Origin of the sequence: uncultured Salinicola sp., from assembly GCF_937921195.1 — a bacterium.
Taxonomy (GTDB): Bacteria; Pseudomonadota; Gammaproteobacteria; order Pseudomonadales; family Halomonadaceae; genus Salinicola.
On the sequence record NZ_CALFQK010000209.1, the window covers coordinates 1 to 21,537 of the forward strand.

Genomic DNA, 21,537 nt, shown 5'->3' on the forward strand with positions numbered 1-21,537 from the left:
GGGGGGTTCCCTCGTTTCAGGACAGCATCGTCTCAGGACAGCATCGTCTCAGGACAGCATCGTTTCAGGACAGCATCGTTTCAGGACAGCGCCGGGTCAGGCCGGCGGCGCTTCGAAACTCCAGCGAGTTCCCTCGCGAGAGTCCTTCAGCACGACACCCAGCGCGGCCAGTTCGTCGCGAATTCGATCGGCTTCGGCGAAATCGCGGCGGCGCTTGGCCGCCGTCCGCGCCTCGATTCGGGATTCGATCTCGGCCTCGCTCAGCGGCAGACCGGTAGCGCCCGCCTTGAGGAACTCGGCGGGCTCACGCTCGAGCAGACCCAGCACGCCCGCCAGCCGTTTCAATTCCTGTCCCAATGCGCCGGCATGAACCGGCTCGACATCGCGCAGGCGGTTGATCTCCCGAGCCATATCGAACAGCACCGACAGCGCTTCCGGCGTATTGAAATCGTCGTTCATCGCCGCCGAAAAGCGCTCGGCATAGATGCCCTCGACATCGCCGTGCATCAGCTCGACGCCATCGAGCGCGTGGTAGAAGCGCTCGAGCGACTTGCGCGCCTCGCTCAGCGACTCCGGCGCATAGTTGATCGGGCTGCGATAGTGACTCGCCACCAGCAGGTAGCGCACCACTTCCGGGTCGTGAACCTCCAGCACCTCGCGAATCGTGAAGAAATTGCCCAGCGACTTGGACATCTTCTCCTGGTTGACGCGCACCGCGCCGGCGTGCATCCACACGTTGACGTAGGGCTTGCCGGTCGCCGCCTCGCTCTGGGCGATCTCGTTCTCGTGGTGCGGGAAGGTAAGATCCGGCCCGCCACCATGAATGTCGAAGGTGTCGCCCAGGCAGCAGGTGGACATCGCCGAGCACTCGATATGCCAGCCTGGCCGCCCCTCGCCCCAGGGAGAGGGCCAGCTGGCTTCGCCTGGCTTCGCCGCTTTCCACAGCACGAAGTCGAGCGGATCCTCCTTGTGCTCGTCGACGTCGACACGGGCACCCGCGCGCATGTCATCGAGATTGCGGTTGTTGAGCTTGCCATAGTCGGCGAAGCGGCGAACACGATAGTAAACGTCGCCGTTATCGGCCGCGTAGGCATAGCCCCCCTCGATCAGGCGCTCGATCATCGCCACGATCTCCGGGATGTGGCCGGTCGCACGGGGTTCCGCATCCGGTCGCAGGACGCCTAGCCGCGCCTCGTCCTCGTGCATGGCCGCGATCATGCGTTCGGTCAGCGCCGAAATCGACTCGCCGTTCTCCTCCGCGCGCCTGAGGATCTTGTCGTCGATATCGGTGATATTGCGAACGTAGGTGACGTCCAGGCCGGTCTGGCGCAGCCAGCGCGTGATCACGTCGAACGCCACCATGACCCGGGCGTGGCCCAGGTGGCAGTAGTCGTAGACCGTCATGCCGCAGACGTACATCCGCAGCTTGCCGGGCTCGATGGGCTCGAGTTTCGCCTTGCGGCGCGTCAGCGTGTTGTGGATTTCCAGCGCGCTCATGTTCTCGTTACCTTAGCCCTGCTTCTTCTGAATCTTGGCCCAGCTGTCCTTGAGCCCCACGGTGCGATTGAATACCAGCTTGCCGTCGCGACACGCGTGACGATCGGCACAGAAATAGCCGACCCGCTCGAACTGGTAGCGCGCTTCCGGTTCGGCATCCGCTAGTGCAGGCTCGGCGATACCCTGCACGGTGACCAGAGAATCGGGGTTGAGGTGATCCAGGAAATCGGCATCCTTGTCGCGATCCGGCGCTTCCTCCAGGAACAGGTTGTCGTAGAGCCTGACCTCCACCGGCACGCCGTGCTCGGCGCTGACCCAGTGGATGACGCCCTTGACCTTGCGCCCCTCGGGGTTCTTGCCCAGGGTGTCGAAGTCGACGCTGCAGTGGAGCGCGTCGATCTCGCCACCGTCGCCCTTGATGACCTCATCGCAGCGGATGACGTAACCGTTGCGCAGGCGAACCTCCTTGCCGGGCGCCAGCCGGAAGAACTTTTTCGGCGGCTCTTCCATGAAGTCTTCACGGTCGATCCAGATCTCGCGGGTCAGCGGCAGCCGGCGCGTGCCCATGTCCTCGCGTGCCGGATGGCCCGGCACCTCGAAGACCTCGTCGTGATCCGCGGGGAGATTGGTCAACACCACCTTGAGCGGGTTCAGCACGCACATCGCTCGCGGCGCGTTGTCCTCGAGATCCGAGCGGATGGCGAAATGGAGCATCGCGATATCGACCACGTTGGCGGCACGGCTGACCCCGGTCATGTCGCAGAACTTGCGCAGCGAGGCCGGTGTATACCCGCGGCGGCGAAGCCCGGAGATCGTCGGCATCCGCGGGTCGTCCCAGCCATCCACCACGTTGCGGTCGACCAGCAGCTTGAGCTTGCGCTTGGACGTCACCGTGTGGTTGACGTTCATCCGCGCGAATTCGGTCTGACGCGGCTTGGCCGGCACCGGCAGGTGTGCCAGGAACCACTCGTAGAGCGGGCGGTGATCCTCGAACTCCAGCGTGCAGAGCGAATGAGTGATGCCTTCGATGGCGTCCGACTGACCGTGGGTGAAATCGTAGGAGGGATAGATCTTCCACTTATCGCCGGTCTGATGGTGATGGGCGTGGCGAATACGGTAGAGAATCGGATCGCGCAGGTTGATGTTCGGCGCGGCCATGTCGATCCTCGCCCGCAGCACCTTGCTGCCCTCTTCGAACTCGCCCAGTCGCATGCGCTCCAGCAGATCCAGGTTTTCCTCGACGCCACGATCACGATAGGGGCTCGGACGGCCCGGCTCGGTCAGCGTCCCCCGATACTCGCGAATCTCCTCCGGCGAGAGATCGTCGACGTAGGCCTTGCCTTCGCGAACCAGATGCTGGGCCCAAGCGTAAAGCTGGTCGAAATAGTCGGAGGCGAAGCGCACCGCACCGCTCCACTCGTAACCGAGCCAGCGAATATCTTCCTGGATCGCATCGATGTAGGCCTGCTCTTCCTTGGCCGGGTTGGTATCGTCGAAGCGAAGATGGCAGCGCCCACCGAACTGCTCCGCAAGGCCGAAGTTGACCCAGATCGACTTGGCATGGCCGATATGCAGGAATCCATTCGGCTCCGGCGGAAAGCGGGTCACGATCGTGGTGGCCTGGCCCGATTCGATCTCGTCACGAATCTGGTTGCGCAGGAAATTCGGGGCTCCGTGCGTGGTCTCGGCACCGGGCTGGGCTTCGGAACGATCGTTGGGGCTTTCGGCGCTCGTGTTGCTTTCGACGCTCATGGAATGCAGGCAACCTCTATGATTCGGATGATCGGCCGACGGTGCGGCCCTGATGACAGCAGGTTAACACGCGCGGACAGCGGTTTCTCCCGGCGGCCCAAAGCCGCTATTATAGCGCGACGCCCGCGGCCGGCGCCAAGCCGCCTGCCCTCTCCCGACAGCCAGAATCGTCCAGGATTTCCGATGATCGTTTTGCACACCAATCACGGCCCCATCACGCTCGAACTCGATTTCGAGAAAGCCCCCAAGACTGCCGCCAACTTCGAGCAGTACGTTCGCGACGGCCATTACGACGGGACCCTCTTTCACCGCGTGATCGACGGCTTCATGGTCCAGGGCGGCGGCTTCGACACCGACTTCGAGCAGAAGCCGACGCGCGCCACGATCGAGAACGAAGCCGACAACGGCCTGACCAACCAGAAAGGCACCGTGGCCATGGCGCGCACCCAGGATCCCCACTCCGCCAGCGCCCAGTTCTTCGTCAATGTCTCCGACAACGAATTTCTCAACCACCGCGACAAGAGCCTGCAGGGCTGGGGCTACTGCGTGTTCGGTCGCGTGGTCGACGGCATGGAGGTGGTCGACGAGATCCGCCAGGTCGCCACCGGACGGCGCGGCATGCACAGCGATGTCCCCGTCGAGGACGTCGTCATCGAACGTGCCGAAGTCACGGACTGACCCCCGCCCCTCACGGGCCGACCACCAACAGGAACGACCCCTCGCATGCAACTGTTGATCGCCGATCTTCACCTTCACCCCTCCCAGCCGGACATCGCCAAGGGGTTCATCGACTATCTGCACGGGCCGGCCCGGGAGGCATCGTCGCTGACCATTCTGGGCGACCTGTTCGAAGCCTGGATTGGAGACGACTATCGGGGCGAGTTCGAGCAGCGGATCATTGCCGAGCTGAAGGCGTGCGCCGAAGCCGGCACCCGTCTGGCGTTCATGCACGGCAACCGGGACTTCCTGATCGGCGAGGGGTTCGCCGCCGATAGCGGCTGCGCCCTGCTCGACGACCCCACGGTGGCGGAACTGGGCGGGCAACGAGTCCTGCTGATGCACGGCGACAGCCTGTGTACTCGCGACGAGGCCTACATGGCATTTCGACGCCAGGCTCGCGACCCCGCCTGGCAGGCACAGATCCTGTCAATGCCGGTGGAGGAACGCATCGCACTGGCCAGGAAACTCCGGGAGCAGTCCGGCGAAGCCAATACCAACAAGGCCGAGGACATCATGGATGTCACGCCCGAGGCCGTCATCGAGACGATGCAGGCCCATGACGTGAGGGTCATGATCCACGGTCACACGCATCGACCGGCGGTGCACGAACTGAGCGTCGGCGGGGAGCCGGCCGAACGCTACGTGATCGGCGACTGGCGTCCCGGCACCGGCTGGCAGCTGAGGGTGGACGACGACGGCCTGACACTCGAGTCGTTCGCCATCTGATCGCACCGGCGCGCGGTTTCGCGCCGGGCGGATTACCGGGATGGCTTTCTCGCCGTTTTCGTACAGCGCCTAGAGCTGGTAATCGGGCGAACGGGGGGACGAGGCGCTGACATTGTCCAGTAGCGTCCGCCAGCGAGTCAGAACCGGCGCATCGGAAAGCGCCACCTCCCCCAGCCGGTAACGCAGTGCGCGCTGCTTGTCCCGGTCGCCGGCGTCGACCAGGGAGAGCCACATCTCGAGACTCTTCAATTCCATGTGGGGGCTGCCGGACTCGACGGCCCAGCTTCTCGACTCCTCGATGAGAGCCGCCACGCTCTCCATGTCGTCACCCATGCGATGCCTGGCTCGGGCCATCTGCAACGCGATCTCCGGCATCATCAACGAGCGTCGCGTGCGCGCATGCTTCAGACAGGGTTCGAGATAGGCCACGGCGCGCGCCACATCGTTGAGCGCCAGGCAGGCATCGCCGTACCACAGGAAGGGCCGCTGCCAGGGCTCCCGGCCCGTCAACTCGCTCAGCCGGGCGACGCTGGACTCGATGCTCTGCAGACCCTGCGACTCCCCTGCCAGCGACCGACTCCAGCCGAGCACGCAGTCGGCCTCCCAATGCCACCGCTGGAGGTCCGCGGTCCGCGTCATCTCGTGCGCGCGACGGCCACGCTCCGTCGCCAGATGAACATGTCCCAGCTGGCGGTAGAGGGAAGCGGCAAATATCAGCGCCATGGCCAACGACCCCGGGTGCCGCACGGATTCCGCCAACCGGATGGCCGCTTCCATTTGCTGTTCTGCGCGGCGGTAGTCGCCCCGCAGACACAGCGTCCAGCTCTGGTAGCAGGCCGCAGCCACCTGCGGGTGGTCGGAGTACGGCAACCACTCCAGAACCATCGGCCAGCTCAGTGGATCGATCTGGTCGAGGTGCTCGAAGGCAAGCGAGATTCGACCACTCCAGTACTCGCCATGGGCGCGGGCGTAGAGCGCCAGGCGCTGGTAGCGCGGGTCATCAATGCGCTGCGCCAGCTCGCGCAGCTGCCGGGCCAACGACTCCGCCTCGCGATTGGCGTGGCGCTGGCTCGCGCCGACCCATAGCCCCCAGGTCACCAGAAACGCCTGATCGTCAGCTTCGTCGTCATCCAGAACCGAGCCCTGCCACAGGCTCTGGGCCCGGAGAAAGCTCTCTTGCGCCGCCGGCGAGCCATGTCCCTCCAGCGCATAGCAAGCTTGCCCCTTCACCGTCAGCAGGCTGACTTCACGCTCGGCACCGCCGCCGGATATCATGTTCAGGCAGGCGAGACCGGACTCCGCCATTTTCAGCGCCGTGCGGTTGGCGCTGACCTTCAGGCCACTCCTCGCCGCCATTTCGAAATAACGTGCGGCCCGGGCCGGATCGCCACTTCGGCGCAGATGCTCGGCGAAATCTCCCGGGTGGCGGCTGATCCAGGCGGGATAGCTGGATTCGATCAGTGCCACGACTTGCTGGTGCAGCACGATCCGCACATCCTGCGGGCAGGACAGGTAGGCCGCCTCCTGCAGCAACGGATGGCTGAACTGGAAGTCGTAGGGCGGCATATCGCAGGGTTCGATGATCTCGAGCCGTCGCATCTGCTCCAGCGCCACCTTGAAGAGATCGTCGCTGATCGCCAGACCCGCACGCAGCATGCCGGCCTCGAACTGGCGCCCCAGCGTCGCCGCCAGGTGCGCGACCTGGCGATATCCCTGCAGTTGATCGATGCGGCTGGCCAGCAACCCCAGCAGTCCGCTCGGCAGACTGTCGGCGTCCAGTCGCCGGCCCTCGCGGCGGTCGATCTCGAGCCGACGGCAGATCTCCTGCAGATAGAGAGGGACCCCCTCGCACCGCTCGATCAACTGCTCGCGCAATCGCGGGTTCAGCTTGAGGCGGTGCCGTCGGGCCAGGTAGTCCAGCATGTTCGAGGACCGCTCCGCGTCGAGACGTCCCAGCACCACCTGCTGATCCCAGTTCAACCTGACCGAGGGAACCTCTCGATTCTGATGGGAGGCAACCAGCAGCAAGGCGGTATGAATCGGCAGCCGGGCCTGCAGGTTCTGGAGGACTTTCAGCGACGGCTCGTCCAGCCACTGGAGATCGTCGATGATGATCACCAGCGGACGACGGGAACGGGTCGTCTCGAGAATCAACGCCTGGGTGAGCTGAGTGACCAACTCCACCGCCTCGTCGGCGTCCTCCCTCGCCAACGGTGCCCGCCCGAGCACATCGATCAGCAACTGCCGTCGCTCGATGCCGACCCGCTCCAATGCGGGGATCCGGTCGACCACCCCTCTGATCGCATCATCATCCGGTTCCGCCTCGAGATACCACCCCAGCAGCGCCTGGATCAAACCGTAGGACGCCTGACTCGACAACCGGGTCGTAGGACGCCAGAAAACCGCAGCCTCTTCGTGCTGCAGATATTCCCGGAAATGGATCATCAGGGCAGACTTCCCGATCCCCGTGTCGCCCAGCACCAGCAGACTTTGCCGCAGCCCCAGGGCAACCCGGGCCAGTGCATCGCGCAACTGGCGAAGTTCCGCCTCGCGTCCGGTCAGGCTGGGCGGCAGCGTCTCGCGACCGGAGGACTCCACGCCCAGCACCAGCCCCCGTCGCTGGACGCGGCCATCGCTGCTGATCAGGCGCGGCGTCAGACGAGACTGCAGATCGAACGCCGGTGGCAGATGCTGGCTGGCGTTGAGCGAGATGACCAGCTCGCTGCTCTTGGCCGCCACCATCATGGCCAACGCCACCTGGGTCACGTCGCCGAACGGATCGATCGAGTGCCGCTCGGGGAGCCAGATCACGCGGCCGCTATCGAGGCCGGCCGTCAGCGTGAACCGCGGCGGCGCCTCATCCCCCTGCCACAGGCTATCGAGCTCGGGAGCCAGTCCTTGTCGGCAGTGCTCGAACAGTGCCACCAATTCGGCCAGCTGGTGGGTCGGGCCATGGGTGCCGAAACAGGCGAGGCCCACCCCGCTTCCCACCGCCGCCTGCCAGAAACCGCCAAGATGGCGACACTGGGTCTCCAGCCATCGAAACAGCTGGTCCTGAGCCTTCAGACAAGCCAGCGCCCGGCCGAGATCGTTCCCGGCATCCACCGGCCGGAGCGCGATCGCCATCACCGTGACCTGGCGGTAGTCGATGTCCTCCGTCGAGTACCCCGGCGCCTCTCGCTGCCCCGGGGAAGTGTCGCCGCCGGAGACGTTCGACCAATCGATCCGGGGGCGCCCCTGCTCCGGCACCTCCGACCAGAACCTCGCCAACTGCAGAAAGCCCGGCTCGGGCTGCTGGCCGGAGAGTGCAAGGTGCTGCAGGAAGGCGTTGAACTGTTCCCGGGCGGCGGCGAATTGCCCGTGCTCGGCGAGCTGCCTTACCAGGCGCTCGTGGAAGGGACCAAAATCCGGGATGCGGTGAATCAGGGTTCGAAGCAGCGCCTCGGGCAGCGCCGAAGACGCCTCCAGAACCCGCTCCGCATATTCGGTCAAGCGCTGTCGCCACTCGCCCCGAGTGCGCACCAGCCACTGCTGGAAGGCGACGCACTGGCCAAGATGCAGTTCGGCCAGCAGGTCGCCGCGATAGTAGTCGAGCAGCCGGTCGAGCACATCGATGGAGGGAGGCTCGCGCAGCAAGCCATCCACCTCGCGGAGATCCCAGTGAACATTGGGCGGCAAATCGAAGGAGATGGTCTGACGGGTGACGGTCAACGACGCCTCGGCAAGATCGCCGAGGCTATGACGGAGACAGTGAAGGGCGTGGCGAAGGTTCGTGCGCCCCGACTTGACGCCCTGGTCCGGCCACAGCATCTCGGCCAGCGCGGCACGACTGGCCGGCGCATCCTGCATCAGGAGATAGACCAGCAGCGCCTTCACCTTGTCGTAGCTGAAGTGCGTCAGGGAGTCGTCGCCTTGCTGATACCCGAAATGTCCGAAGAGCGCGATTGTTGTTGTAGCTCGACCTGAATTCATCGTTTTCCGTTATCCGATAGAGGAGGCAGCCGCGCGGAGATCATCGGCAGCCCGTTGCCACGCCCTTCCGGCTGGCTTGGACCGGTACGATCGGCGAGGCGGCGACGATTCATGGCGAGATCGCTGTCGGCACGCCGCTGTGAAAGCGGAACATGGCGTCTTCACCTTCGATCAAGGCTCTCTCGTGAGTGGCAAAGCGCACCACGCGTTCGGCCACCACGGCCTCGCCCCCATAGCGTTCGGCGAGCCCGAGATAATCCTCGAAGTGGCGTCCTTCGGAACGCACGAGGGAGCGATAGAACTTGGCAAGCGACTCGTCGAGATGAGGAATGAGTCGGGCGAAACGCTCGCAGGAGCGTGCCTCGATGAACGCGCCCACGATCAGAATATCGATCAACCGATCCGGCTCTTCGCGCGCCACGTGTTCCCGCAGCCCTTCCGCATAGCGTGACGCCTGGATGTGGGAGTAGTCGACGCCCCGCTCCTGCATCAAGCCCACCACCTGCTCGAAATGCAGCAGCTCCTCGCGAGCCAACTGAGACATCTTGGTCAGTAGCTCGGGGCGATCGACATAGCGGAACATCAGGCTCATCGCCGTCGAAGCGGCCTTCTTTTCACATTGCGCGTGATCGATCAACAATAGCGCCGGATTCTCCAGCGCGGCCTCGATCCAGCGCTGGGGCGTGGCACAGGGGAGAAACTCGAGCAGTTCGGCCGGCAGCAGGCGGTCGGCGTCGACATCGATGTCGTCGGTCATTCGTTCAGTAGTCATTGACGTTCTTCGGGCGCTCGGCAATGGCCGAATACGTTGGTGGTGAAAGACGCCGAATGAGAGCCGGGCGTGTCGTATCCCGTGAAGATCGTCCCTGAGACAGTCGACACGGCCATCAAGGCCAGACCCACCCCACTCAACGGTCTCCATCGCTCGGTACGTTGAATCAGAGTGGATTCGGCGTCGCGTGGACTCATGGTAGCGCCTGGCCGACGAGACTTCGATAGCCATCTCCATGACCATGGTGACATTGACAGCCGATCGGAGCCGCCAGGGCGCGGAATCGAGGGCTCCTTAACATTGTCGACAGTTTCACGTAGACTTCGCAGCGCCCATCGCAGCCGATTTCGTGCCAGCCATTCCAATGGCTGCCAGACGATCCTGGGTCGCCGAACGACGAGCGGTTCCGTGCCTGCCACGTCATGGCACCTATGTCCGTCTCGCTCATGCGGGCTCCAACTCTAGATGAGGGTCTCCACCGTGCTTGAAGCTTACCGCCAACATGTCGAGGAGCGCGCCCAGGAAGGCGTGCCACCGAAGCCGTTGAACGCCGAGATGGCCGCGCAACTGGTCGAGCTGCTGAAGCAGCCCCCGGCCGGTGAAGAGGCGTTTCTCCTCGAACTGATCACCGACCGCGTGCCCCCGGGCGTCGACGAGGCCGCCTACGTCAAGGCCGGTTTCCTGACCGCCCTGGTCAAGGGCGAGGCCAGCTCGCCGTTGATCGACAAGATTCATGCGGTGAAGCTGCTGGGCACCATGCAGGGCGGTTACAACATCGCCACGCTGGTCGAGCTGCTCGATGACCCCGAGCTGGCCCAGGAGGCCGGCGAACAGCTCAAGCACACCCTGCTGATGTTCGATGCCTTTCACGACGTGGCCCAACGCGCGAAAAATGGCAACGCCACCGCCCAGAGCGTGCTCGAATCCTGGGCCGGTGCCGAATGGTTCCTGGCCAAGCCGGCCCTGCCCGAGAAGATCAGCATCGCCGTATTCAAGGTGCCGGGCGAAACCAACACCGATGACCTGTCGCCGGCGCCGGACGCCTGGTCGCGCCCCGACATTCCGCTCCACGCCAACGCCATGCTCAAGAACCCGCGCGACGGCATCGAGCCGGAAGTGCCGGGCAGCAAGGGCCCGCTGGCGCAGATCGACGCGGTCAAGGCCAAGGGCTTCCCGGTCGCCTACGTCGGCGACGTGGTGGGCACCGGCTCCTCGCGCAAGTCGGCGACCAACTCGGTACTGTGGTTCTTCGGCGACGACATTCCGTACGTACCCAACAAGCGCGCCGGCGGTTTCTGTTTCGGCGGCAAGATCGCCCCCATCTTCTTCAACACCATGGAAGACGCCGGCGCCCTGCCGATCGAGATGGATGTCGACAAGCTCGAGATGGGCGACGTCATCGATGTCTACCCGTACGAAGGCAAGGTGACCCGCCACGACAGCGATGAAGTCGTCTCCACCTTCGCGCTCAAGACCCAGGTCATCCTCGACGAAGTCCGCGCCGGCGGCCGTATCCCGCTGATCATCGGCCGCGGTCTGACCGAGAAGGCGCGCAACGAGCTCGGTCTGCCGGGTTCGGATATCTTCCGCAGGCCGGAGCAGCCGGTCGATACCGGCCGCGGCTTCACCCTGGCCCAGAAGATGGTCGGCAAGGCCTGCGGCATGGACGGCGTTCGCCCGGGCATGTACTGCGAGCCGAAGATGACCACCGTCGGCTCCCAGGACACCACCGGCCCGATGACTCGCGACGAGCTCAAGGACCTGGCGTGTCTCGGCTTCCAGGCCGACCTGGTGATGCAGTCGTTCTGCCACACCGCCGCCTACCCCAAGCCGGTCGATGTCGAGACCCATCACACCCTGCCCGACTTCATCATGAACCGTGGCGGCGTGTCGCTGCGTCCGGGCGACGGCATCATCCACTCCTGGCTCAACCGCATGCTGCTGCCGGATACCGTCGGCACCGGCGGTGACTCGCACACCCGCTTCCCGATGGGCATCTCGTTCCCGGCGGGCTCCGGACTGGTCGCCTTCGCCGCCGCCACCGGCGTGATGCCGCTGGATATGCCGGAATCGGTCCTGGTGCGCTTCAAGGGCGAGCGCCAGCCCGGCATCACCCTGCGCGACCTGGTCCACGCGATCCCCTACTACGCGATTCAGCAGGGCCACCTGACGGTCGCCAAGTCCGGCAAGAAGAACATCTTCTCCGGCCGCATCCTGGAGATCGAAGGCCTCGAGGATCTCACCGCCGAGCAGGCGTTCGAACTCTCCGACGCCTCCGCCGAGCGTAGCGCAGCCGGCTGCACCATCACGCTGGGCGAAGAGCGCGTCAGCGAGTACCTCAACTCCAACGTGACACTGCTGAAGTGGATGATCAGCAATGGCTATGGCGATCGTCGCACGCTGGAACGACGCATCGATGCCATGCAGGCCTGGCTGGACGACCCGAGCCTGATGCGCGCCGACGCCGACGCCGACTATGCGGCGGTGATCGAAATCGACCTGGCCGAGATCGACCAGCCAGTGCTCTGCGCACCCAACGACCCGGACGATGCCCGCCTGCTCTCCGACGTCGCCGGCCAGAAGATCGATGAAGTCTTCATCGGCTCCTGCATGACCAACATCGGCCACTTCCGCGCCGCCGGCAAGTTGCTCGAGAAACAGCCGGCGGGAAGCCTGAAAACGCGCCTGTGGCTTGCACCGCCGACCAAGATGGACCAACATCAGCTGACCGAGGAGGGCTATTACGGCATTTACGGCAAGGCTGGCGCTCGCATGGAGATGCCCGGCTGTTCACTGTGCATGGGCAACCAGGCACGTGTGGCGCCGAAATCGACCGTGGTTTCCACCTCCACACGCAACTTCCCCAACCGTCTGGGCGACGGCGCCGACGTCTACCTGGCATCGGCAGAGCTCGCGGCCATTGCGGCCGTCGAGGGCCGCCTGCCAACGGTCGAGGAGTACAAGGCTACCATGGGTGAGTTCAATGCCATGGCGGGTGAGATCTACCGCTACATGAACTTCCATGAGATAGAGGATTTCCAGAAGGCGGCCGCTACGGTCATCCCGGTCGCCCAGGAAGCCTGACAAGTCTCTTCCGATGCTCGCGCTTCATGAAGAGGTCACCGAAACGCCCTGCGAACGCAGGGCGTTTTTTTATGTCTTGCCTTCATTAGGGGCTAATCATAAAGTCTGGGCGACTCATCAAACGCTGTTCGCCAGCGTCCAGGATCAGCGTAACCACGCTCAATCGATACTGCACGGACCCAAGGACACGACGCCTGTCCGCACTCATTCAAGGGAGATTCACGATGAAGAAGACTACCTGGTTCGCCATTCCGATGGCGCTTTCCCCGCTTCTGTTGATGACGCCGACGGCCCAGGCCGCCAATGCCGACGGGCTCTATCTCGGGATCGGCGGCGGCTACGGCGAGGTGGCGAGCAGCGACAGCGACATCGGCAAGTTCGCCGGCGCCGATGGCAGCAACTATCGCGTCGACGACGACGACAGCGTCTACAAGGCGTTCGTCGGCTACGAATACAACCCCTACTTCGCTACCGAGGCCTTCTACGCCGATCTGGGCAAGCCCAACCTGATCCGCGGCGGCAACGTGGTCGACCTCAAGAGCAAGGCCTACGGCTTGAGCCTGGTCGGCAAACTGCCGGTCGGTGCCGGTTTCGAGCTGTTCGCCAAGGCGGGAATGGCGCGCTGGGAAACGGATGCCAGGGGCAACCTGGGCGCGGCGTCCAACGACCTCGACGACAACGACGGGATCGACCCGGTCTACGGCGCTGGCGTCCAGTTCCGCTACCAGCACCTGCTGCTGCGCACCGAATACGAACGCTATGATTTCGACAGCGACTTTCAGGTCGACACCTACACCGCCTCCGTGGGCTGGCAGTTCTAGACCAGCGCTTGACGATGCCGCGTCCAGGCCGCCTTCGAGCGGCCTTTTCCGTTCCGGATCAGACGAACTTGCAAAGATGACCGTTTGACGACAACACTGAATGGCGCGCCTTGTCGCGTCCATTCGCCACCGATCACACTTGGCCCGGGAAGGGACACCGCCGACCAATCCATGCTAGCACCCAGCTCATTGATTCAAGACATCGCCCGGCAGATCCGCGCCCACCTGCGCTCGCTGATCGCCTTCCACCTGTTCTTCACATTGCTCGCCTCGGCCGTCTGGGTGCCACTGTCGGCCAACACGCTGGCCGGCCTGCTGCACCGCATCGGACGCCCCGTACTCAGCAACGGACAGATTCTGGACGTCGCCTTCTCGCTGTGGGGGCTGCTCTGGCTGCTGGTAGCGATCGGGCTCAGCTTCCTGGTGATCTTCCTTCAACAGGCGGGAATGATGCTCGTCGTCTCGAGCCAGGCCGGGAACCGATACCGGGTGGCCATGGGGTCGCTATGGCACGTGCTGCGCCGTTTACCGGCCTTGATGACACTCACCCTGCTCCAGGTCGGCAGCCACCTTCTCCTGGCCGCCCCGTTCGCCATCGGTCTCGCCCACCTCTACGGCGCCATGCTCGGCGATATCGAGCCCTACATCCTGATCCACCTGAAGCCTCCCGCGCTGTGGGAATTTCTCGCCGTGGCCACGCCGATCACCCTGGTTCTGGTACTGCTCAGCGCCGCACTCTACTTTCGCTGGTTCCTGGCGCTGCCGGCGATGATGCTCGACGGCCTCGAGCCGGTTGCCGCATTGCGACGCAGCCGCGAACTGACACAGGGACGCCGCCTGCGGATGGCCCTTGCCGTCGTCGGCATGGCGCTGCTGGTGGCGGCCATCCCGGTCGTCTTCACGCTGACCTTCAACACGCTGGGCGGGACGCTGCTCGGGTACCTGCCGGAGCGCAACAGCGTCCTGATCCCGGCGATGCTTGCCTACCTGGCACTCTATATCGTCACCACGATCGCGCTCACTTTCCTGGGTATCGCCGCCAACAGCCTGCTGGTGATCACGCTGTACCACCGCGCCATCGGGCGGGCGCCGGTGTTTCGCCCCTCCGCGACACCGCAGCGCTCCGGCATCATTGCCTGGGGGGCGGAGATCCTGCTGCTGGTCTTCGCGCTCGGCCAGGCGGGCTGGATACTGCATGGGTTCGAGATCAACGACCACGTCGCGATCACCGCACATCGCGGGAGCTCGCTGGTGGCGCCCGAGAACACCATGGCCTCGATGAACCAGGCCATCGCCGATGGCGCCGACTACCTGGAACTGGACGTCCGGCTGAGTGGCGACGGTCAGGTCGTCGTCTCCCACGACAACAATCTGAGTCGACTGACCGGGGTCGACCGTAACATCAGCGACATGACGCTCGATGAGATCGAGCAGGTCGATGTGGGCTCCTACTTCGGCGACGCCTTCGTTGGCGAGCGCATTCCCACCTTCCAGCAGATCCTGGACAACGCGCGAGATCGCATCGGGCTCTACGTCGAGCTCAAACCGGCACCGGGAACCGCCGAGGAACTGGCCCAAAAGGTCATTGCCCAGTTGAAAGCCAGCCAGATGACGGACCACGCCGTGATTGCCTCGCTGTCACCCGATGTCATCGAGGTGGTCAAGAGACTGGACGAAGACCTGCGGACGACCCTGTTTCTGCAGTTCGTCCTGCCCGGTGCGCTGAATACCACCGACGCCGACATCATTGGGTTGCGCCACACCCAGGCTACGCCGAGCCTGCTGAGGACCATTCACGATACCGGCCGGGGGGTGGCGGTGTGGACCGTCAACGGGGTCGGCGACATGTCGCGTTATCTCGACATGGGGGTCGACAACATCATCACCGATCGGCCCGATGCTCTCGCCGAGATCCTGCAGGAACGACGGGCAATGTCCGACGGCGAGCTGCTGCTGGTGAAGCTGCGCAACTGGCTGCGGTCGTGACCGCCCCGGCGGTGGAGGCGCGGTTGTCGACGTCTCGCCACCACCTCGAAACCAAAAAGGCCGGCGCGATGACATCGCGCCGGCCCCCAGGGCTGCCTCGCAACGATCAGCCCAGCGTTTCGCCCGCCAGCATGAACCAGGTCTCGAGCACGGCGTCCGGATTCAACGAGACCGAATCGATCCCCTGCTCCATCAGCCACTTGGCCAGTTCCGGATGGTCGGAAGGTCCCTGGCCGCAGATGCCCACGTACTTGCCCTGAGCCTTGCAGGCCTGGATCGCCATCGACAGCAGCTTCTTGACCGCCGGGTCCCGCTCGTCGAACAGATGCGCGATGATCGCGGAATCGCGATCCAGCCCCAGCGTCAACTGGGTCAGGTCGTTGGAACCGATGGAGAATCCATCGAAATACTCCAGGAACTCGTCGGCCAGCAGCGCATTGGAGGGGAGCTCGCACATCATGATCACCTTGAGGTGATTCTCGCCGCGTTTGAGTCCATTGGCCTCGAGCAGGTCGACCACCGCCTTGCCCTCGGCGGGCGTGCGCACGAACGGCACCATGATCTCGACGTTGTTCAGCCCCATCTCGTCGCGGACGCGCTTCAGCGCCCGGCACTCCAGCTCGAAGCAGGCGCGGAAGTCGTCGGAGATGTAGCGCGAGGCGCCGCGGAAGCCGAGCATCGGATTCTCTTCGCCCGGCTCGTAGAGCTTGCCGCCGATCAGGTTCTCGTATTCGTTGGACTTGAAGTCCGACAGCCGCACGATCACCCGCTTGGGATAGAACGCCGCCGCCAGCGTGGAGATGCCCTCGACGAGGCGATCGACGTAGAAGCTGACCGGATCGTCATAGCCGGCGGTGCGCAGATCGATGGTCTGCTGCAGGTCGCTGGAGAGCTTGTCGTAATCCATCAGCGCCCGCGGATGCACCCCGATCATGCGGTTGATGATGAACTCCAGGCGCGCCAGCCCGATGCCGTCGTTGGGCAGCCCGGCAAAAGCGAAGGCACGATCCGGGTTACCCACGTTCATCATGATCTTGAACGGAATCTCCGGCATGGCGTCGACGCTGGTGGTCTGGCAATCGAACTCCAGCTTGCCCTGATAGACGTGGCCGGTGTCGCCCTCGGCGCAGGAGACCGTCACCTCGACGTCGTCCTGGAGCAGCTCGGTGGCATCGCCACAGCCGACCACGGCGGGGATTCCCAGTTCACGGGCGATGATCGCCGCGTGGCAGGTACGTCCGCCGCGATTGGTGACGATGGCGGACGCGCGCTTCATGATCGGCTCCCAGTCGGGGTCGGTCATGTCGGTCACCAGCACGTCGCCGGACTGTACCTTGTGCATCTCTTCCGGCGATGCCACCAGCTTGACCTTGCCCTGGCCGATCCGCTGGCCGATGGCACGACCGTCGACCAACACGCGGCTCTTGCTCTTGAGCGTGAACCGCTCCAGGGTGCCGCCCTCCTGGTTCGACACCACCGTCTCCGGCCGGGCCTGGACGATATAGAGCTTGCCGTCGTCGCCGTCGCGGGCCCACTCGATGTCCATCGGGCGGCCATAGTGCTTCTCGATGGTCACCGCCTGGCGTGCCAGCTCCATGACATCCTCGTCGCTCAGACAGAAGCGCTGGCGATCGGCATGGCCGACATCCACCGTCTTGACCGAGCGACCGGCGGCCGCATCGTCGGTGTAGACCATCTTGATCCGCTTGGAGCCCAGCGTGCGTCGCAACACGGCCGGTCTGCCGGCAGCCAGCGTCGGCTTGTGAACATAGAACTCGTCGGGATTGACCGCGCCCTGCACCACCGTCTCGCCCAGGCCCCAGGCGCCGGTGACGAACACCGCATCGCGATAGCCGGACTCGGTGTCCAACGTGAACATCACGCCGGCTGCCGCCGTCTCGGAGCGCACCATCCTCTGGACGCCGGCGGAGAGTGCGACGTTCTCATGCGGGTAGCCGCGATGAACGCGATAGGAGATGGCGCGATCGTTGAACAGCGACGCAAAGACCTCATGGACGGCACGCTTGACGTTGTCGAAGCCATCGATATTGAGAAAGGTTTCCTGCTGGCCGGCGAAGGAGGCGTCCGGCAGATCCTCGGCGGTGGCCGATGAACGCACGGCCACCTTGAGGTTGGGATGGCGGGCCTGCAACGTCTCGTAGGCGTCACCCAGCGCATCCTCGAACGCGGGGGGCAAGGGCGTATCGATCACCCACTGCCGAATCCTCTCGCCCACCTTGGCGAGCATCTCGGTGTCGTCGACGTCCAGTTTGGAGAGTTCCGCGTTGATGCGGTCGTTCAAGCCGTCATGGGCCAGGAACTCACGATAGGCGTGGGACGTGGTGGCGAAACCGCCCGGCACGGTGACCCCGGCGTCCGCCAGGTTGGAGATCATCTCCCCCAGCGAGGCGTTCTTGCCACCGACGCGCTCGACGTCGGACATTCCCAGTTGCTCGAAAGTGATGATGAAGGGTTCCAAAGTCGTCTCCTGATCGTCCTGGCCGGCCACTGCCGATGAAACGTGGCGCATGAAACGGCGCGCTCCGCTGCGCCTCGATGGAGCCAGAAGCTAACAGGCGACTTTGGGCTTAGCCAGAAGTTTAAGGGCGTAGAGTTTGGAGTATTTCTACAGGAATCCACGCTTTTCGCGCATTCCTGTAGTCACGCGAGTCGGTGCGGCGCCGCCACCGGGGACGAGTTGCCCCGGTCGCGGATTTCGGCTGACAATGGACGATCGACACCCACGGATGAACGCCATGCCCCGCACCGCCTTCTTCATCTCCGACGGCACCGGCATCACTGCGGAGACCCTCGGTCGCAGCCTGCTTTCACAGTTCGAGAATACGGATTTCATCCAGGTCACCAAGCCTTACATCGATACGCTCGACAAGGCCCGTTCGCTGGTGGGCATCATCGAGGCCACCGCCGAGCGCGACGGCATCCGCCCCATCGTCATCGACACCATCGTCGATCAGGCGATCCGGAGCATCGTGGCCGAGGCATCGGCCTTCAAGGTCGATATCTTCTCTACCTTCCTCGCCCCGCTGGAAGAGGAGCTGGAGACCCACTCGACCTACACCGTCGGGCGTACCCATGCGATCGGCCGCGACGACGTGTACATGCACCGTATCGAGGCGGTCAATTTCGCCCTGGACAACGACGACGGCGCACGAACGCATCAGTATCAGGAGGCGGACGTGATCCTGATCGGGGTGTCGCGCTGCGGCAAGACCCCCACCTCGCTGTATCTCGCGCTGCAGTTCGGCATCCGTGCCGCCAACTACCCGCTGACCGAGGACGACCTGGACGAGAACGGCATTCTCAACCTGCCGCCATCGCTGGCCAAACATCGGCACAAGCTGTTCGGCCTGACCATCGATGCCCGCCGGCTGTCGGCCATCCGCACCGAGCGCCGGCCGGACAGTCGCTACTGCTCGATGGACCAGTGCATGCAGGAGATCGGCCAGGCGGAGGCGCTCTACCGGCGCCACAACATTCCCTACATCGATACCACCCGCTTCTCGATCGAGGAGATATCGACACGCATGATGAACGAGACGGGACTCCAGAGGCGATTCAGCCCGCGTTGAGCGGGCCGAAGACAACCATCACTGCCGACCGGGAACGGCCCGCCTGGCGCGAGCCTCGCGTCATAGCCCTTTCGGGGCGAAGATGCCCGGCGCGTTGCGCCAGTAGCCCTTGTAATCCATGCCGAAGCCGAACACGTAGCGGTCGACGACCTCCAGGCCGCAGTAGTCGGCCTTGAGATCGGGGGACGACTTGCGATCGTGGCGCTTGTCGACCAGCACCGCCGTCGAGAGGCTTGCCGCCCCGGCCTGGCGGCAGTAATCGAGAATGGCTGCCAGCGTGGCGCCCTCGTCGAGGATGTCATCGACGATCACGACATGGCGTCCGGCCATCGGAATTTCCGGCGACACCCGCCAGAACAGTTCACCGCCGCGAATACCGCCGCGATAGCGCGTGGCGTGCAGGTAATCGACTTCCAGAGGAAAGCCGAGCCGCGTCAGCAGATGCCCGGTGGTGATCAGTCCGCCGTTCATGACGCAATAGAAGACCGGCAGCTTGTCGCCCAGCTCGCGCGTGATGTCGGCCGCCATGCGGTCCAGAGCCTGCTCCACCTGCGCCTGATCGATCAGGCAATCGGCGTTGTCCATCACTTCCTGCATCGAGCTCAGGGCGTCGATCGAAGGGGTTTGATTCATCGTCTAAGGTTCACCATGAAGAGAGCGACGGCCAGGATCACCGCAGCCGTCGCGGGAAAACAGCGTGCCCTGCCCGTCACTCGGCCTCGTTGAGCGCCTCGAGACGCGCGTGCGTGCGCCGCCAGCGGGAGATGGCGGCGAGCGACGCCAGAGTGGGACGAGCGCGCGCATAGCGCAGCTTGGCGACACGCGGAGCCTGGCGGCCTTCACAGGCCGCGACGATCTCGCGCGCGGCCTCGGGCGCATTGCAGACGACGGCCATGTCGCAACCGGCTGCCCAGGCGGCTTCGGCCCGTTCGCGGGGCGACCCGGCCGCATGCGCCGCCGCCATGGTCAGGTCGTCCGAGAAGATGGCCCCCTTGAAGCCGAGTTCCTCGCGCAGCATGCCGAGCCAGCTGGGAGAGAAACCGGCCGGCCGCTCGTCGAACGCGGAGTAGATGACGTGAGCCGGCATGACGCCATCCAGCTTGCCCGCCAGCCTGGCGAAAGGCACCAGGTCGCGTTCACGCAACTCCGCCAGGCTGCGCGGATCCTCGGCAATCCCGAAATGGGAGTCCTGCCGCGCCCCGCCGTGGCCGGGAAAATGCTTGCCGATCGCCACCATGCCCGCGTCGTGGAGCCCGTCGATGAACGCCCCGGCCAGCGCGGTGGTCACCTCCGGGTCCGGCGAGAAGCTTCGCGAACCGATGGCGGGCGACTGGTCGTCGTCGAGATCCAGCACGGGCGCGAAGCTCAGATCGAAACCGCAAGCCGCCATCTCCATGCCCAACAGCCAGCCCGCATCCTGAGTCAACGTCAGGGCCGCCTCGGGAGACTCCGCGAAATGGCGGCCCAACACCGCCATGGGGGGAATTGGTGTCACCCCCTCCTTCAATCGCTGCACCCGACCGCCTTCCTGGTCGATCGCGACCAGAATGTCGGGGCGACACTCGCGAATCTGACCGATCAACGCCTGGGTCGTGGCGACATCCGGCGTGTTCCTGGCAAACAGCAGGACGCCACCGACCTCCGCGCGCGAAATCAGTTGGCGCTCCTCGTCACGTAACCGGATGCCTTCGACATCCAGCATGACCGGGCCGAGAGGTTGAGTCATAGCTAACACCTGAGACCATTGAGCGCCCGATTCTAGACGACAGCGGGTTGCCATGACAGAGGCGGAACGATGCCGGCGGTCACCTCACTCTACCGCCGAGCCGGCCGTCTCCAGGGCAGCGGGTAATGGCGCCTGCATGCCGGCGACCACGACGGGACGGAGGTGACGGATCAGCTCTCTGACCGACATGTGCTCCTGATACTCGCTGTCGGCGATGTCTCTCAGTGCATCCAGGCCGGACAGGGTGAAGACCACGGTACCCAGCATGAAGTGCAGTCGCCAGAATCGTTCGGCGTCCGGCAGGTCCGGCGTCGCCCGGCGCAGGCAGGCGACGAAGCGGTGGAAGGTGTCCCCGTAGTGCTCCTGAATGTAGCGGCGCAGATGCCCCTGAGCCTGGGTGTAGGCCAATCCCAGCAGCTTCATGAAGACCTTGAGGCTATTGCGCTCGGCAGGCACCTCCAGGACGCTGGTGGCAAGCTGCTCCAACAGTACCTCGAGCGGCACTCGCGTCTCCCGGTAGCGCGCCTCCAGTCCATCGAGCGCCAGGTTCAGCCGCTCCGAGAACGGATCGAGATAGCGGGCGAAGACCGCCTGAATCAAGGCCTTCTTGGAGCCGAAATGATAATTCACCGCCGCCAGATTGACCTTGGCGCGAGTCGTGATGTTGCGCAGCGAGGTTTCAGCGAAACCCTTTTCGGCAAAAAGGACCTCCGCCGTATCGAGAATACGAGTAACGGTGTCGGGTCGGGCCATGTCATACCTCGCGCCAGAGAACAACGACTTAGAACGATTATGATTCTAATCATTCCGGGACGAGCCATACAATCGAGCATTTCGTCGGACCTGGAGCGCGGGATTGCCAACTCAGGGCCCGAAAGACTTCCCTCATCG

At 64.4% G+C, this 21,537-nt stretch carries 14 protein-coding genes; 6 read left to right on the top strand and 8 right to left on the bottom strand.

The window, feature by feature from the left end; genetic code table 11:
- Positions 1-96: 96 nt before the first annotated feature.
- Together cysS and Q0602_RS24180 are read right to left on the bottom strand one after the other, a co-directional pair.
- Complete coding sequence (cysS, locus tag Q0602_RS24175; protein WP_298848769.1) at positions 97-1,488, bottom strand: cysteine--tRNA ligase; 1,392 nt, start codon at positions 1,486-1,488, stop codon at positions 97-99.
- Between the two features lie 21 nt (positions 1,489-1,509).
- A complete protein-coding gene (locus Q0602_RS24180; RefSeq protein ID WP_298848708.1) occupies positions 1,510-3,249 on the bottom strand; it encodes a glutamine--tRNA ligase/YqeY domain fusion protein in 1,740 nt (579 codons plus the stop codon).
- 183 nt (positions 3,250-3,432) lie between these two features.
- Between Q0602_RS24180 and Q0602_RS24185 the strand changes: the two genes are divergently transcribed.
- Positions 3,433-3,927 carry a peptidylprolyl isomerase gene (locus Q0602_RS24185; protein ID WP_298848710.1) on the top strand — a complete coding sequence of 165 codons (495 nt, stop codon included), beginning with the start codon at positions 3,433-3,435 and terminating at the stop codon, positions 3,925-3,927.
- A gap of 45 nt (positions 3,928-3,972) precedes the next feature.
- A complete protein-coding gene (locus tag Q0602_RS24190; protein WP_298848712.1) occupies positions 3,973-4,695 on the top strand; it encodes a UDP-2,3-diacylglucosamine diphosphatase in 723 nt (240 codons plus the stop codon).
- Positions 4,696-4,764: 69 nt separating this feature from the next.
- Here the strand turns inward: Q0602_RS24190 and Q0602_RS24195 are convergent, their stop codons facing one another.
- Positions 4,765-8,667, bottom strand: a complete 3,903-nt coding sequence (locus Q0602_RS24195; protein WP_298848714.1) for an AAA family ATPase — start codon at positions 8,665-8,667, stop codon at positions 4,765-4,767.
- 109 nt (positions 8,668-8,776) lie between these two features.
- Positions 8,777-9,439 (bottom strand): tRNA-(ms[2]io[6]A)-hydroxylase, encoded by a 663-nt coding sequence (locus Q0602_RS24200; protein WP_298848716.1) that lies wholly within the window; start codon positions 9,437-9,439, stop codon positions 8,777-8,779.
- Positions 9,440-9,919: 480 nt separating this feature from the next.
- On the opposite strand from Q0602_RS24200, the gene acnB reads away from it, so the two are divergent.
- The 3 genes from acnB (at position 9,920) to Q0602_RS24215 (ending at position 15,330) form a co-directional block, all read left to right on the top strand.
- On the top strand, positions 9,920-12,523 hold the full coding sequence (acnB, locus tag Q0602_RS24205) for a bifunctional aconitate hydratase 2/2-methylisocitrate dehydratase (RefSeq protein WP_149435687.1): 2,604 nt from the start codon (positions 9,920-9,922) through the stop codon (positions 12,521-12,523).
- Between the two features lie 224 nt (positions 12,524-12,747).
- Entirely contained in the window at positions 12,748-13,344 is a 597-nt protein-coding gene (locus tag Q0602_RS24210; protein WP_149435686.1) for an outer membrane beta-barrel protein, read from the top strand.
- Positions 13,345-13,515: 171 nt separating this feature from the next.
- Positions 13,516-15,330, top strand: a complete 1,815-nt coding sequence (locus Q0602_RS24215) for a glycerophosphodiester phosphodiesterase (RefSeq protein WP_295037394.1) — start codon at positions 13,516-13,518, stop codon at positions 15,328-15,330.
- Positions 15,331-15,436: 106 nt separating this feature from the next.
- Here Q0602_RS24215 and ppsA read toward each other — a convergent pair whose 3' ends face one another.
- Entirely contained in the window at positions 15,437-17,809 is a 2,373-nt protein-coding gene (gene ppsA, locus Q0602_RS24220; protein WP_298848771.1) for a phosphoenolpyruvate synthase, read from the bottom strand.
- Positions 17,810-18,086: 277 nt separating this feature from the next.
- Between ppsA and Q0602_RS24225 the strand changes: the two genes are divergently transcribed.
- On the top strand, positions 18,087-18,920 hold the full coding sequence (locus tag Q0602_RS24225) for a pyruvate, water dikinase regulatory protein (RefSeq protein WP_149435684.1): 834 nt from the start codon (positions 18,087-18,089) through the stop codon (positions 18,918-18,920).
- A gap of 60 nt (positions 18,921-18,980) precedes the next feature.
- Here the strand turns inward: Q0602_RS24225 and Q0602_RS24230 are convergent, their stop codons facing one another.
- From Q0602_RS24230 to Q0602_RS24240, 3 genes are all read right to left on the bottom strand, one after another.
- Positions 18,981-19,553 carry a hypoxanthine-guanine phosphoribosyltransferase gene (locus Q0602_RS24230; RefSeq protein WP_295037390.1) on the bottom strand — a complete coding sequence of 191 codons (573 nt, stop codon included), beginning with the start codon at positions 19,551-19,553 and terminating at the stop codon, positions 18,981-18,983.
- Between the two features lie 76 nt (positions 19,554-19,629).
- Positions 19,630-20,646 (bottom strand): beta-N-acetylhexosaminidase, encoded by a 1,017-nt coding sequence (gene nagZ / locus Q0602_RS24235; protein ID WP_298848728.1) that lies wholly within the window; start codon positions 20,644-20,646, stop codon positions 19,630-19,632.
- An 84-nt stretch (positions 20,647-20,730) separates the two neighbouring features.
- Positions 20,731-21,399, bottom strand: a complete 669-nt coding sequence (locus tag Q0602_RS24240) for a TetR/AcrR family transcriptional regulator (RefSeq protein WP_295037387.1) — start codon at positions 21,397-21,399, stop codon at positions 20,731-20,733.
- Positions 21,400-21,537: the final 138 nt, after the last annotated feature.